Below are 13,390 nucleotides of genomic sequence, written 5' to 3' on the forward strand. Positions count from 1 at the left end.
CCGCAAGCAGTCCATCGGTCGCTTGGGGCCTGAAATCGGTTGGGGAGGTCGAGCGCAGAGACCTCGACGCCGCGCACTGGGTGGGGGCTTGATACGCGCGACGCCGAGGGAAGCCTCTGCAGCTACGGGAGGAGGTATCGCAACGATTCGCGGCGCGGATTGGAACGGATTGTGTCCTTTCCTTGGCGGACTTGCCCAATTGCCCCGAAGATGTGCGTTCCACCGGCACCGGTTTCCACCCGCGGGATTGCGCCAGTGCCCTTGTTTTCCTTCCAAGAACCCTTCGTCGGACGCGTCCCGCCACCGTCGCAGGGTGTCTCGTTCCCTTGGTCGGCTCGCGACCGCAGCGCATTCCATCGGCCAGCGCCTCGTCCCCCTGTCGCGCCGGATCTCTGGGATCTAGCCAGGCGTTCCCCTCCGCGGCGCAGAGGCGGGCGAGATCGTGAAGCACAGCCGGTTGCGATCCTCTGTCCGCACGTAGCGAATGTCGTGGACGAGGCGGCGAACCATGGCCCAGCCGAACCCGCCCTCAGGCCAGCTTTCGGGCGCGGCGGGGTCCGAGGCCGGCATCGTGCCGGAGGGAAGGCTGCCGCCGGGCATCGGCGCGCCCAGATCCTCCACGGCGCAGCGGAGCGCGCCGTCGTCCGCCGCGAGTTCCACATGCACGCAGCCCCCGGCCTGTCCGGCATAGGCGTGCTCCTCGACATTGTTGAGAATCTCGGCCAGCGCGATCATCCCGTCCTCCACCAGCTCCCGCCCCACTCCCAGACCGTGCAGATGTCGGGAAAGCTCGGACAGCATGGGACCGATGGCGCCGTCGCCGGTGCGGAACCCAAGACGACAGCGCGCCGGGTCCGTCAGGTCGATCCGGTATCGGGGAACCGCGCGCATCGCGGTGCCCTAACCGCCGCCCCGGCCACCGGCCCCGGCAAGGGCCGCGGCCGCATCGGGGTAGATCGGGAAGATCCGATCCATGTGCGTCAGCCGCATGACCTTCGCCACGGCGGGCTGCAACGCGGCGAGCGCGAGCGTCCGTCCGGTCCCGAGCAGCTTGCGCGCGGCGACGACGGCGCCGAGCCCGCTGCTGTCCAGGAACTCAACCTCTTCGAGGTCGAGCAGGACCGTGTCCGCGATGGCGGCCCCCGGCTCCCCGGTCACCGCGCTGAAGCGGTCCTTGAACTGGATCGCGACCGCGGCATCGATGCGCGGGGCATGGACACGCACGACGCCGATCCCTTCCTCCACGCGGTATGACAAGTTCACGTCTGCCCTCCTGTGCATGGCTCTGCTATGAGGCTACCCGCAAAGTCTTGCCAATTCGTAGCGAGAGGGAGGGATGCCATGGACGAGGTCGTGATCGCGGGGGCTGCCCGCACGCCGATGGGCGGTTTCCAGGGGGACCTCGCGCCGATGACCGCGCCCGAGCTCGGCGGGGCCGCGATCGCCGCGGCGCTCGATGGCGGCGGGGTCGGCCGAGGCGACGTGGACGAGGTCCTGATGGGATGCGTCCTGCCGGCGGGCCAGGGCCAGGCCCCGGCGCGGCAGGCGGGCTTTCTCGCCGGTCTCGGCGAGGGGGTGCCGGCGACGACGCTCAACAAGATGTGCGGGTCCGGCATGAGGGCGGCGATGTTCGCGTGGGACCGGCTCGCGCTCGGACAGGCCGACGTCATCGTCGCGGGCGGCATGGAGAGCATGACGAACGCGCCCTATCTCCTGCCCGCGATGCGGGGCGGTGCGCGCATCGGCCACCAGACGGCGCAGGATCACATGTTCCTCGACGGGCTGGAGGACGCCTACGACAAGGGCCGTCTCATGGGCACCTTCGCCGAAGATTGCGCCGAGGCCTTCCAGTTCACGCGCGCCCAGCAGGACGACTACGCGCTCGGGTCGCTCTCGAACGCGCTCGCCGCCATCGAGACCGGCGCCTTCGACGCCGAGGTCGCGCCGGTGACGGTGAAGTCCCGCAAGGGAGAGACGCGGATCGCCGTCGACGAACAGCCGGGCAAGGCCCGCCCCGAGAAGATCCCGCAGCTGAAGCCCGCCTTCCGCGAGGGCGGCACGGTCACGGCCGCCAATTCCTCCTCCATCTCGGACGGCGCCGCGGCGCTGGTCCTCGCGCGCGCCGCGGCCGCGGAGGCGAAGGGGCTGAAGGTCCGCGCCCGGATCCTCGGCCATGCCTCCCACGCGCAGGCGCCGTCGCTCTTCCCCACGGCTCCGGTCCCCGCCGCCCGTAAGCTGCTCGATCGCATCGGCTGGAGCGTCGACGACGTCGACCTCTGGGAGGTGAACGAGGCCTTCGCCGTGGTTCCCATGGCCTTCATGCGGGAGCTTGGCGTTCCGCGCGAGAAGATGAACGTGAATGGCGGCGCCTGCGCGCTGGGGCATCCGATCGGCGCCTCAGGCGCGCGCATCATGGTGACGCTTCTCCATGCGCTCGAGGCCCGCGGCCTCCGGCGCGGTGTCGCCGCCATCTGCATCGGCGGCGGTGAAGGCACGGCCATCGCCATCGAACGGACCTGACCCCTTCATCTTTCCCGAAATACGCTCCGGGGAGCGCGAGGGGTGGAAAACCCCTCGCTCCTGCCTCCAGCCAAAGGTGCCGACATGAGGGCCGATTACGCCGACCTGAGAAAGACAGCCGCCGCGCTGACCGAGGGCGAGACCGACATCGTCGCGCTCATGGCCACGCTCGCCTGCGAGATCCACCATGCCGATGACCGTTTCGACTGGACCGGCTTCTACCGTGTCACCGAGCCGGGGCTTCTCAAGATCGGGCCCTACCAGGGCGGCCACGGCTGCCTCGTGATCCCGTTCGACCGTGGCGTCTGCGGGGCGGCCGCGCGCACCGGCGAGACGCAGCTCGTCCCGGACGTGGAGGCCTTCCCGGGCCACATCGCCTGCTCGTCCTCGACGAGGTCCGAGCTCGTCATCCCCGTTCGCGACGCTACGGGCGCCTTGATCGGGGTGTTCGACATCGACAGCGACCGGCCGGACGCCTTCACGCAGACCGACGCGGCCGAACTCGACGCGATCCTGCGCGACACCTTCGGCCGCTGAGGCCGCTCACGCCGTGAGGGCCGAGACATGGCCCTCGCGGATCACGTCCGGGTCGTAGGCTTTTCGCCCGAAGACCTCGCGCACCATCGGCTCGAAATGAGACAGCGGCAGGCTGTCGTAATCGGGATCGAAGCTCGATTGGTCCCAGCGTTCGCAGAAGGCCGCACAACTGTCGAAACAGGGATGGTCGCGGAAACGGTCCCGCGCGTTCCGGTCCCAGCCGTAGTGATGCGCGTAGTAGAGCATCTGGAAGATCCCGTGATGCTCGACCACCCAGGCCACGTCCCAGCGGACGAAGGGCCGGATCACCTCGGCCGACATCCGGTCATGGTTCTGGGGCGCCAGCCCGTCGCCGATGTCGTGCAGCAGCGCGCCGACGATCCAGTCCACGTCCGCCCCGTCGCGTTCGGCCCGCGTCGCCGATTGCAGACCATGCTCCAGCCGCGTGATCCGATAGCCTTCGAGCGTGACGTGCTCCTGCCGCCGCAATTCGTCCAGAACCCGGTCGGCGGTCAGCGCGAGGAACGGCTTCTCGAGCTCGTGGAGCAACTCGTACTCCTCCTTCGTGCCGTCCTTCATCTGGGTAAACGTGACGGTGCGTTCCATGTCCGGCCTCCCGTGCGATGCCGTCGGATCATCGGTCGCCGGATATTGCCCGTCGCCTTCGCCGCCGACATGAACCGTTCCGCGTGCGACCGTCGCCGCCGGCTCAGGAAGGGGTTGCCGGCGCCTCTCCGCGCTCCCATGCGGCGAACCTTGCATCCAGATCGGCGAGGCTCAGCGAACCCGGACCGGCCCCGCTGGCGGCGATCCGGTCCATGAGGTCCGCAAGGAACGCGTTGGCCGGCGCCTCCATCCCGTGCATCCGGGCGAGCCAGGCGATCTCGCCGTTGAGATAATCCGTCTCGACCCGCCCCGTCCCCCGCAGAAGGCTCTGCGATGTCGAGCCGCCGAAACGCGCCTCGCCCGGGATGTCGCCCATCTGCATGAGTTCCTTCCGGCGTGGCGCGTCCATGCCCACGTCGTCCCATGCAAGGCCCGCCGCGCGGAACACCGCCTCTGCCTCGGTCCGCACACGAGCGGGCCAGTCGCCGCGCTCCGTCCCGCGTCCGAGCGATGCCTCGAGCGCGTTGCCGAGGTTGAGCAGAAGCTTGCCGCGCTTGCTCGACATGACGTCCTCATGGACGAAGCCCGCCATCCCCGCCCGGTCGAATGCGTCCGCCAGCGCTCGGTCCGCATCATCCGAGCCGGAGGGGAAACGCCCGATGTCGAACATGCCGAGCTTCGGCGTCCCGTGGCACAGGACCTCTCCCGGTTCGGCGTAGCCGGCAGGGGTCATCACCGTGACGCCATGGACATTCGGGAAGAACCGAAGCGCGCGGGGTTCGTTCGCGATCCCGTTCTGCAGGCAGAATATGGCCTGATTCCGAACGCCCGCGGCCCGCAGTTCCAGTAGCGCGGCCTCGGTATCCTGCGACTTCATCGTCAGGCAGATGAGATCGTCGGGGCGGAAGTCGACCTCGGCCGGTGTCCCGAAGCAGGGCACCGTGACGACGATCTCTCCACCCGGATGGCGCAGGCGCAGGGGGCGGTCGTGCAGCGCCTCCAGCATCGCGCCACGGGCGATGCCCGCAACCTCAACGCCCGCATTGGCAAGCGCGGCGGCGATCGTGCCGCCCACCGCGCCGAGGCCGTAGAGAACGACGCGCATCAGTAGCGGTAGTGTTCGGGCTTGAAGGGCCCGTCCGCCGGCACGCCGATATAGTCGGCCTGCTCCTTCGAAAGCTGCGTCAGCTTCACGCCGATCCGCCCGAGGTGAAGGCGCGCCACCTTCTCGTCGAGCACCTTGGGAAGGACGTAGACCTTGTTCTCGTAGTTCTCACCCTTCGTCCACAGCTCGATCTGCGCGAGGACCTGGTTGGTGAAGGAGGCCGACATCACGAAAGACGGGTGCCCCGTGGCGTTGCCGAGGTTCAGGAGGCGCCCCTCGGACAGGAGGATGATCCGGCTGCCCGAGGGCATCTCGATCATGTCCACCTGGTCCTTGATGTTGGTCCACTTGTGGTTCTTCAGCGCGGCGACCTGGATCTCGTTGTCGAAGTGGCCGATGTTGCCGACGATGGCCATGTCCTTCATCTCGCGCATGTGCTCGATGCGGATCACGTCCTTGTTGCCGGTGGTGGTGATGAAGATGTCGGCCGAGCCGACCACGTCCTCCAGGAGCACCACCTCGTAGCCGTCCATCGCCGCCTGCAGGGCGCAGATCGGGTCGGCCTCGGTCACCTTCACGCGGGCACCGGCACCGCGGAGCGACGCCGCCGAACCCTTGCCGACGTCGCCATAGCCGCAGACCACGGCGACCTTGCCGGCCATCATCGTGTCGGTGGCGCGGCGGATGCCATCCACGAGCGATTCCTTGCAGCCGTACTTGTTGTCGAACTTCGACTTCGTGACGCTGTCGTTCACGTTGATGGCCGGGAAGGGCAGGTGGCCCTTCTCCATCATCTGGTAGAGGCGATGAACGCCCGTGGTGGTTTCCTCGGTCACGCCCTTGATCATGTGGCGCTGCTTCACGAACCAGCCGGGGCTTTCCTTCATCCGCTTCTTGATCTGGTTGAAGAGTGCGACTTCCTCTTCCGAGGTGGGAACCTCGATCAGGTCGGTCTCGCCTTCTTCCACCCGCGCGCCGAGCAGGACGTAGAGCGTCGCGTCACCGCCATCGTCGAGGATCATGTTCGCGCCGCCTTCCTCGAAGTGGAAGATGCGGTCTGCGTAGTCCCAGTATTCCTCCAGCGTCTCGCCCTTCGTGGCGAAGACGGGGATGCCGGCGGCCGCGATGGCGGCGGCGGCGTGGTCCTGGGTCGAGAAGATGTTGCACGATGCCCAGCGCACGTCGGCCCCAAGCTCCGCCAGCGTCTCGATCAGGACGGCGGTCTGGATCGTCATGTGGAGCGACCCGGCGATGCGCGCGCCCTTGAGCGGCTTCGATGCACCGTATTCCTCGCGGAGCGCCATAAGCCCCGGCATCTCCGTCTCGGCGATGTCCAGTTCCTTGCGGCCGAAATCGGCGAGCGCGATGTCCTTCACGATGTAGTCGGTCACGGGATCTGTCCTCGGAATAGGCAATCGGTTGCCGGGCACTTAGCACCGGCGCCGCGATGCGGCAATGCCACGCGGGGTGAAGCGTTGATCCCTGTCGTGGAAATGACGGCCCGGTCGCGCCAGGCGACGGCCGATCACAACCCAAGGTGGCTCGACATGTCGGGGCCCACAAAGCTGCGCGGTGCCGTCGCCGGTACCCGGAGCGACCCGCGCGCGGGGCCTGTCCCGGCGGGTGAGGGAAAGGTCGCCGCGCATTTCGCATGGGACGGGCCGGAAACCCTGAATGCGATCGTCGAGCCGATCAAGGCCGGCGCGACCGTGGGGGCAATCCCAAGCGACGGACCCATCGAGAAAGGACCGGGCCACCAAGCGGGTGGTCCGGTCCTGTCCGTGGTGGTGGCCGGCTTATTTGCCCTTGCCGGGCATCGGCTTGCCGCCGCCCTTGGTGGGGGCTGCGGTGTTGCCACCCTCGACTGGCGGCTTCTTTCCGCCTGCGGTCTTGTCGGTCATCTCGTCCTCCTCTCCGGTCTTGGCACGATGGACAGAGGCTAGCCCGCCCCCGTCACTTGGGGCCAGCGATTTCCCGGCCCTGCCGGGTCGGGTTTTCCCGCCTTTGCCGCCCATGGCGGGGCTGGCCCGTTCCCGAACAGGTGATACAAGGCGAACCGGTGCCAATCCCCGGAGCACGGCCATGCCCAAAGCCCCGCCCCGCGCCTGGCAGCGGATGCTGTCCGGCCGACGACTCGATCTGCTCGATCCGACACCCGTCGACATCGAGATCGAGGACATCGCCCACGGTCTCGCTTTCGTCGCGCGCTGGAACGGGCAGACGCGAGGCGACTTCCCCTATTCCGTGGCCGAGCACTCGCTGCTGGTCGAGGAGATCCACGTCAGGATGCAGCCGGGCGCGCCGGTGAAATGGCGGCTTGCGGCACTTCTTCACGACGCACCTGAATACGTGATCGGCGACATGATCTCGCCGGTGAAGGCGGCCGTCGGCCCCGGCTACGGCGAACTCGACGCACGCCTTTCCGCGGCGATCCACCTGCGCTTCGGCCTGCCGGCGGTCCTGCCAAAGACGGTCAAGCAGGCGATCAAGCGGGCCGACCGGGTTTCGGCCTGGCTCGAGGCGGTTCAACTCGCGGGGTTCGCGGAAGCGGAGGCCGACCGTTTCTTCGGTCGTCCCGACGCCGCGCTGGTGGCGGGGCTCACGCTGCGGTTGCGTCCCCCGGCGGAGGTGAGAGCGGAGTTCACCGCACGCCACGCGGCCCTTCTGGCGGCATTGTGATGCCGGGTATCGCACGGGCCGCCATGCCCGCCCATGCCCGCGACATCTCCCTGTTGATGAAGGGGCTTGGAACGGAGCGCGCCGCGGTGGACATCCGCCGCGCGATGACCCAGCCGCGAAGCGTCTGGACGGTCGTCGAGACCGGGCAGGGCGCGGTTCTCGGCGTCCAGTGGATCGAGGCGGGTCCCGAGCGGGCGCTTGCCGAAATCGCGACCTTCACGGCAGAGGGGGCAGAGCGCATCGCCGTCGGTTCGGCGCTGTTCGAGGTGACGCGGGCCGAAGCCCGGAGGCTGGGTTACCGCTGGTTGATCGCCGATCTGGCGGCGGCCAATTCCGGTGCGATCGTCTACTACCGCTCGCGCGGGTTCGAGCCCGTGACGGGACGTCTCGCCGGGCCGCGCGGCTCTGGCCGGATGCGTCTCGGCTACGACCTTCGCTAAGGCGGCGTGCAACAAGCGGGCGCGGCCTCCCGGTGTCCCTGGGATGACGCCGGGGGCGGGCGCGATCGTGTTGCGTTTGCGTGGCGAGATTTCGGTCCGGGGTGGCGGACTGCTTCCACTGATGCACGGGATGCCGAAGTCTACGCCGGGATGCGGGCCGCCAGACTGAAACAAGACCTGTGCGACGCCGGGCGGTTCGTCACGGGGCCGCGGGTTACTCGCCAGCATTCACTACGCTGCGGGTCCGCACCTTCATCGGGCGGGTTCCGCCGGCCGTCCTCCTAGCGGAAGAAGCAGGTCGCGCCTGACCACATGATCTGGATTTCCGTCTCGGTCGGATCGAGAAGCCCGCTGACCGGTCCGACGTTGAACTCATTGCCGAGCGAGGTGACCTGGAAGCTCACCTGCGGCATCGCCACCCGTGCCGTTCCGGGCGTGAAGCCGCCCGCAACCGGAAGCGCCGGGTCGGAGGAGACCCAGCCCCGGAAATCCTGGTCCACGAAATTGAGCGCGAGGCCGTTCTGCCAGCGCGCGACCGTCATGGGGCCCGCGCCGCATTCGGCGATCGTGGTGATCTCGGCGGGCTGTTCCCGCAAGAGACGCGAGACCGTGTCGATCACGCCGACCTGTGCCCGGCCGAAGTCGATCCTGAGACGCGAGATGGTCGGCTCTATCCCGTTTCCATCGAGCGTGAAGGGCGGCAATTCAGGCTCTTCCGGCGTGCCGACACAGGCCGAGACCGCGGTCACGGCGATCAACAGCAGAGCTACAAGGCGCATGGTGCACGCTCCTTACTTGGGGTCCCGCCCAAACACCTGGCCGGACCTCCGGGGCCGGCGTGTCAGCGCGGGCTGCGCTTGGCGAGGATGCGCTGCAGCGTCCGGCGATGCATGTTGAGCCGCCGCGCCGTTTCGGACACGTTGCGGTCGCACAACTCGTAGACGCGCTGGATATGCTCCCAACGCACGCGATCGGCCGACATCGGGTTTTCCGGCGGCGGCGGCATCTCTTCCTCGTCGGCGAGAAGGGCGGCGGTGATGTCGTTGGCATCGGCGGGCTTGGACAGGTAGTCGGTCGCGCCGATCTTCACCGCGGCGACCGCGGTTGCGATGGCGCCATAGCCCGTCAGCACGACGATCCGGCTGTCGGGACGCTTCTCCCGCAGGGTTTCCACCACGTCGAGCCCGTTGCCGTCCTCCAACCGCAGGTCGACGACGGCATAAGCCGGGGGACGCGCCGTTGCGATGGCCTTGCCCGCGGTGACCGAGCTTGCCGCCTCCACCTCGAAACCGCGCTTCTCCATCGCGCGTTCGAGGCGACGCAGAAAGGGCTCGTCGTCGTCGACAAGCAGGAGGGACTTGTCGGGTCCGATATCCCTCAAGGTGCGTTCCTGGCTCACGGGCGTCTCCTCCGGTCGTTTCCTCCACAACTCTATAGAGCAAGGGAGACGGGGGTCAATTTGTCGCGTGTAGGTTGTGTCGGCCAAACGCCCGGTCTTCGGGGCCTTTTTCGACCGAAGGGCGCGCAGCCGTCAGTTCGCGGCGGCCGCGGCCTCGACGTAGCATGCCGTTATGTCGGCCATCTCGGCCGGAGTGACGTCGCGGTTGAAGAACTCGACGAAGCCATAGTCCGGGAGAACGAGATAAGCGAAGGCGGAATGATCCACGAGGTAATAGGGGTCGTCGCCGTCGCGATTGATCCGGTAGTAGACCCGGTAGGCGCGCGCGGCGGCGTCGGTCTGCTCGGGCGTGCCGGTGAGGCCCAGCATCCGCGGATGGATGTTGGCGGTGAAGTCGTCCATCACCTCCGGCGTGTCACGTTCCGGGTCGACGGTGATCATCACCGGCTGCACCATCATGCCCCGCTCTTCCAGGATCGCCACCGCCTCGGCGTTGCGCACTGTGTCCAGAGGGCAGACATCCGGGCAGAAGGTGTAGCCGAAGTAGAGCAACGTCGGCTGCGTGATGACATCCGCGTCGGTCACGGTTTCGCCGGTCTCGGATACCAGCGTGAACGGCCCGCCGATCTCGGCGCTTCCGCCGGCGACGACGCTTGTCCGGCACTGGGCGAAAATGTCCTCGGACGGGTCGGAACGGCCAAGCCACAGCGCCAGGCCGACGCCAGCCAGAAGGATACCGATGAGGGCGACCGATGCGAGGGCGTAAAGGCGTGTCACGGTGTCGGGCTCCGTTCGCGGCGACTGCAACGTTGAATACCTAGGCGTGCGGACCTATCAATTCACGATCCACCAACTGCGACGGAACGCCCCTGATGGCCGGCCTCATAGATCCCGCCCTCGAGCTTGTGCGCCAGGACACGCGCAGCGACTGGGTTCGGCTGCGCACGCTTCTCGTGCTGCGCTGGCTGGCGATCCTCGGCCAGACCGCGACCGTCGTCATCGCCAGTTTCTATCTGGGGCTGCGGGTCGAGCTTGGCCTGTGCTTTCTCGCCATCGGGGCGAGCGTGATCTCGAACCTGATCGCCATGTCGATCTTCCCCGAGAACCAGCGGTTGAGCGACCGGGACGCGATGCTGACGCTGCTGTTCGACCTCGCGCAGCTGTCGTTCCTGCTGTTTCTGACCGGGGGACTCAACAACCCCTTCGCGCTTCTGATTCTCGCGCCGGTGACCATTTCGGCCACGGCGCTGACGATGCGTTCGACGACAATCCTCGGTGCGCTGGCGATCGTTCTGATCTCGCTTCTCGCCTATTTCCACGTTCCGCTGACGCTGACGACCGGCGAGGTTCTGCAACTGCCGGACCTGTTCATCCTGGGATTCTGGATCTCGATCGCCATCGGGATCATCTTCCTGTCGGCCTATGCCCGGCGCATCACCCAGGAAAGCCATTCGATGAGCCAGGCGCTGCTGGCGACGCAGATGGCGCTGGCCCGCGAGCAGAAGCTGACCGACCTCGGCGGTGTGGTGGCGGCGGCGGCGCACGAACTGGGCACGCCGCTTGCCACGATCAAGCTGGTCTCGACCGAGCTGGCCGAGGAACTCGAGGGGCAGCCGCAACTGGCGGAAGACGCCATGCTCATCAGCCAGCAGGCGGACCGGTGCCGGGATATCCTGCGCTCCATGGGACGGGCCGGGAAGGATGACCTCCACATGCGCTCGGCCCCGTTCGGCGCGGTTGTGCGCGAGGCGGCCGAACCCCACGCGGACCGGGGCGTGCTGATCGAGATGGACTTCGCCGCCGGCGAGGGCGCGCCCGAGGGACAACCCATCGTCTGGCGCAAACCGGAGATCATCCACGGGCTCCGCAATCTCGTGCAGAACGCCGTCGACTTCGCCGAGGGCACCGTCTGGATCGACGGCACCTGGAGCGCGGGAACGATCCGGCTTGTCATTACCGACGATGGCCCGGGGTTCCCGCAGGACATGCTCGGGCGGCTCGGCGATCCGTTCCTGCGCCGCCGGTCGCGAGCGCCGGACATGGCGCGACCGGGCTACGAGGGGATGGGCCTTGGACTGTTCATCGCCAAGACGCTTCTGGAGCGGTCGGGCGCGACGGTCGCCTTCTTCAATGCGTCGGACCCGTTCCTCGCCCAGGAAGACATGGAGGAGAAGGGGGGCGCGCGGGTCGAGGTGATCTGGCCGCACGAGGCCATCGGTCTTCTCGAGGATGAGGCGAACGCCCCGCTTGGTGAAAACCAGCCCATCGCGGTCTGAGCCACCTGCGACGGCGGGCCGCGTCCCGTCTTCACCATTCTTAACGGCCCGTTAACGACCCGTTAACGCATTGACTGCATTGCTGGGGTGACGGCGCGGAGTTTGGGGCGGCTCGGAGGGCGGGGATGAACCTGACCGAAGGCGTTGCATATGTTCTGTTCGCGGCGATCAGTCTGCTCTCCGCAGCGGCTGCGGTTGTGCTGACGGGGTATCTGCAACGCGCTGCGGCGCGCGCGCGACCCGGGACAATGCCCGTTCCGCTGACCGCCGATACCGACCCGTTCGGCTGTGACACCGCCTTCGATCTGCCGCGCGTCTACGAATTCCGCGACGGCCACCTTTTGTCCGGCACCGAGCGCGACGATGCCTTCCTCGGCTCCGGCACGGACCCCGCCAACGCCTTCGCCACCCTGACCGAGGCGCTCTCGGTGCTGCATCCCGATCTGCCCGCGCGAATGACGGCGCTGTTCCGGCGCGGTCAGGCCTTCTTCCTTGTCGGTTACCTCGGGCCCGACGCCCTGGCCGTGGCGGGCCGTGTCCTGCAGGATCGCCTGAGCGTCACGGTTACCCCGGCCGACGAGACCGGGGGCCGGCGCATGGTCGATGTCCGTGCGCTCGATGCCCTGCAGGAGGAAGCCGAGGCGCTGCGCCGCGCGCTGAAGCTTTCGGCGGCCGTGCAGTGGAAGGAAACGGACGACCATCGCGTGATCTGGGCCAATCCGCCCTATCTCGATCTCGCGGCGCAGGTCACGGGACGCTCGGGCGACGAGGTCGGCTGGCCTTTGCCGGCCCTGTTCGGGGATCAGCTTGTCCCCAACCCCGCCGAGGGGAGCCTCCGGCGCTGCAGCGTGGCCCTGCCCGATCGCACCAGGCCGCTCTGGTTCGAGGTCGCCGCGATGCCTCTGGGGGACGGCACCGTATACTACAGCGCGCGGCCCGTGGACCGGCTTGTCGATGCCGAGGCGGCCTTGCGCGAGTTCGTCCAGACGCTGTCCAAGACCTTCGCGTCCCTGCCGATCGGACTGGCCGTCTTCGACCGCAGGCGCGAGCTTGTCATGTTCAACCCCGCCCTCGTCGCCCTTTCGATGCTCGAGCCGGGCTACCTCAGCCAGCGCCCGACGCTGCGCGCCTTCCTCGACCAGCTCCGCGAGCGGCGCCGGATGCCGGAGCCACGCGACTACCACAGCTGGCGCGAGGATATCGCGCGGCTGGAGGAAGGCGCCGAGAAGGGCACCTATCACGAGCTCTGGACGCTGCCGGGGGGCGAGAGCCTGCGTGTCACCGGCCGGCCCCATCCCGACGGGGCGGTGGCGTTCATGTTCGAGGACATCAGCCACGAAATGTCCGTCACGCGCCGGTTCCGTGCCGACCTCGACCTCGACCGCTCGGTGCTGGACGACATGGCCGCGGCCTTTGCCGTTTTCGACCGCGAGGGGCGGGTTCTTCGCACCAACGCCGCCTACAACGCGATGTGGCGGGGCAATGGCAGCGGTCCGGCGACCTCGCTGATCGAGGCGACCCGGCGCTGGGAGGCCGCGTTCGAGCCAACCGGTCTTTGGGGTGACATCCGCCAGTTCGCCCAGCACGAGACCGATCGCGCCGCCTGGTCGGAGTCCGTGATTGCGCGGTCCGGTGGCGAGGCGCTGTGCCGGGTCGCCCCGCTGAAGGGCGGGCACACGATCGTCTGGTTCCTGAGCAGCGATGCAGGCCACGACGACCCCCTGTCCGCCTGGCTCCCGGACAGGGGGCCGGCCCGCACCGATCTGGAGCCGGCGGGCCCGGTTGCGTCCGGCCGTGGGGAAGGCGCCGCCTGAGGACGGTTGCGGCG

14 protein-coding genes are annotated in these 13,390 nt (G+C 68.1%); 6 read left to right on the forward strand and 8 right to left on the reverse strand.

Going from position 1 to position 13,390, the window contains the following annotated elements; translation table 11 throughout:
• Positions 1–399: 399 nt before the first annotated feature.
• Complete coding sequence (locus N8I71_RS06455; RefSeq protein ID WP_262877123.1) at positions 400–891, reverse strand: ATP-binding protein; 492 nt, start codon at positions 889–891, stop codon at positions 400–402.
• Between the two features lie 9 nt (positions 892–900).
• Positions 901–1,263, reverse strand: a complete 363-nt coding sequence (locus tag N8I71_RS06460; RefSeq protein WP_262877124.1) for an STAS domain-containing protein — start codon at positions 1,261–1,263, stop codon at positions 901–903.
• 78 nt (positions 1,264–1,341) lie between these two features.
• Here N8I71_RS06460 and N8I71_RS06465 point away from each other — a divergent pair, with 78 nt between their 5' ends.
• A complete protein-coding gene (locus N8I71_RS06465) occupies positions 1,342–2,520 on the forward strand; it encodes an acetyl-CoA C-acyltransferase (protein ID WP_262877125.1) in 1,179 nt (392 codons plus the stop codon).
• 84 nt (positions 2,521–2,604) lie between these two features.
• Complete coding sequence (locus N8I71_RS06470; protein WP_262877126.1) at positions 2,605–3,057, forward strand: GAF domain-containing protein; 453 nt, start codon at positions 2,605–2,607, stop codon at positions 3,055–3,057.
• Between the two features lie 6 nt (positions 3,058–3,063).
• Here N8I71_RS06470 and N8I71_RS06475 read toward each other — a convergent pair whose 3' ends face one another.
• From N8I71_RS06475 to ahcY, 3 genes are all read right to left on the reverse strand, one after another.
• Positions 3,064–3,663 carry an HD domain-containing protein gene (locus N8I71_RS06475; protein ID WP_262877127.1) on the reverse strand — a complete coding sequence of 200 codons (600 nt, stop codon included), beginning with the start codon at positions 3,661–3,663 and terminating at the stop codon, positions 3,064–3,066.
• Positions 3,664–3,766: 103 nt separating this feature from the next.
• The gene (locus N8I71_RS06480) at positions 3,767–4,768 is read right to left on the reverse strand and encodes a ketopantoate reductase family protein (RefSeq protein ID WP_262877128.1); all 1,002 of its coding nucleotides are present in this window, start codon (positions 4,766–4,768) and stop codon (positions 3,767–3,769) included.
• On the reverse strand, positions 4,768–6,159 hold the full coding sequence (gene ahcY / locus N8I71_RS06485; RefSeq protein WP_262877129.1) for an adenosylhomocysteinase: 1,392 nt from the start codon (positions 6,157–6,159) through the stop codon (positions 4,768–4,770). The genes N8I71_RS06480 and ahcY overlap by 1 nt, the downstream gene beginning before the upstream one ends.
• A 691-nt stretch (positions 6,160–6,850) precedes the next feature.
• On the opposite strand from ahcY, the gene N8I71_RS06490 reads away from it, so the two are divergent.
• Together N8I71_RS06490 and N8I71_RS06495 are read left to right on the forward strand one after the other, a co-directional pair.
• On the forward strand, positions 6,851–7,447 hold the full coding sequence (locus tag N8I71_RS06490; RefSeq protein ID WP_262877130.1) for an HD family hydrolase: 597 nt from the start codon (positions 6,851–6,853) through the stop codon (positions 7,445–7,447).
• Positions 7,447–7,887 carry a GNAT family N-acetyltransferase gene (locus tag N8I71_RS06495; protein WP_262877131.1) on the forward strand — a complete coding sequence of 147 codons (441 nt, stop codon included), beginning with the start codon at positions 7,447–7,449 and terminating at the stop codon, positions 7,885–7,887. The genes N8I71_RS06490 and N8I71_RS06495 overlap by 1 nt, the downstream gene beginning before the upstream one ends.
• A gap of 281 nt (positions 7,888–8,168) precedes the next feature.
• Here the strand turns inward: N8I71_RS06495 and N8I71_RS06500 are convergent, their stop codons facing one another.
• The 3 genes from N8I71_RS06500 to N8I71_RS06510 form a co-directional block, all read right to left on the reverse strand.
• Positions 8,169–8,666 carry a hypothetical protein gene (locus tag N8I71_RS06500; RefSeq protein WP_262877132.1) on the reverse strand — a complete coding sequence of 166 codons (498 nt, stop codon included), beginning with the start codon at positions 8,664–8,666 and terminating at the stop codon, positions 8,169–8,171.
• Between the two features lie 62 nt (positions 8,667–8,728).
• On the reverse strand, positions 8,729–9,286 hold the full coding sequence (locus tag N8I71_RS06505) for an ActR/PrrA/RegA family redox response regulator transcription factor (RefSeq protein WP_262877133.1): 558 nt from the start codon (positions 9,284–9,286) through the stop codon (positions 8,729–8,731).
• A 132-nt stretch (positions 9,287–9,418) separates the two neighbouring features.
• Positions 9,419–10,063: an SCO family protein gene (locus N8I71_RS06510; RefSeq protein ID WP_262877134.1), complete on the reverse strand. Its 645-nt coding sequence runs from the start codon at positions 10,061–10,063 to the stop codon at positions 9,419–9,421.
• Between the two features lie 95 nt (positions 10,064–10,158).
• On the opposite strand from N8I71_RS06510, the gene regB reads away from it, so the two are divergent.
• Entirely contained in the window at positions 10,159–11,562 is a 1,404-nt protein-coding gene (gene regB / locus N8I71_RS06515; protein ID WP_262877135.1) for a sensor histidine kinase RegB, read from the forward strand.
• A 125-nt stretch (positions 11,563–11,687) separates the two neighbouring features.
• On the forward strand, positions 11,688–13,376 hold the full coding sequence (locus N8I71_RS06520) for a PAS-domain containing protein (RefSeq protein ID WP_262877136.1): 1,689 nt from the start codon (positions 11,688–11,690) through the stop codon (positions 13,374–13,376).
• The last annotated feature ends 14 nt before the right edge of the window (positions 13,377–13,390 follow it).

The sequence above is a fragment of the Roseicyclus sediminis genome (genome assembly GCF_025515305.1).
In the GTDB taxonomy this organism is placed as follows: domain Bacteria; phylum Pseudomonadota; class Alphaproteobacteria; order Rhodobacterales; family Rhodobacteraceae; genus Roseibacterium; species Roseibacterium sediminis.

What these genes read in the sequence shown, in the direction of transcription:
- N8I71_RS06455 (WP_262877123.1), bottom strand. Translation starts at nt 891, where the DNA reads ATGCGCGCGGTTCCCCGATACCGGATCGACCTGACGGACCCGGCGCGC.
- N8I71_RS06465 (WP_262877125.1), top strand. Translation starts at nt 1,342, where the DNA reads ATGGACGAGGTCGTGATCGCGGGGGCTGCCCGCACGCCGATGGGCGGT.
- N8I71_RS06470 (WP_262877126.1), top strand. Translation starts at nt 2,605, where the DNA reads ATGAGGGCCGATTACGCCGACCTGAGAAAGACAGCCGCCGCGCTGACC.
- N8I71_RS06475 (WP_262877127.1), bottom strand. Translation starts at nt 3,663, where the DNA reads ATGGAACGCACCGTCACGTTTACCCAGATGAAGGACGGCACGAAGGAG.
- N8I71_RS06480 (WP_262877128.1), bottom strand. Translation starts at nt 4,768, where the DNA reads ATGCGCGTCGTTCTCTACGGCCTCGGCGCGGTGGGCGGCACGATCGCC.
- N8I71_RS06490 (WP_262877130.1), top strand. Translation starts at nt 6,851, where the DNA reads ATGCCCAAAGCCCCGCCCCGCGCCTGGCAGCGGATGCTGTCCGGCCGA.
- N8I71_RS06495 (WP_262877131.1), top strand. Translation starts at nt 7,447, where the DNA reads ATGCCGGGTATCGCACGGGCCGCCATGCCCGCCCATGCCCGCGACATC.
- N8I71_RS06500 (WP_262877132.1), bottom strand. Translation starts at nt 8,666, where the DNA reads ATGCGCCTTGTAGCTCTGCTGTTGATCGCCGTGACCGCGGTCTCGGCC.
- regB (WP_262877135.1), top strand. Translation starts at nt 10,159, where the DNA reads ATGGCCGGCCTCATAGATCCCGCCCTCGAGCTTGTGCGCCAGGACACG.
- N8I71_RS06520 (WP_262877136.1), top strand. Translation starts at nt 11,688, where the DNA reads ATGAACCTGACCGAAGGCGTTGCATATGTTCTGTTCGCGGCGATCAGT.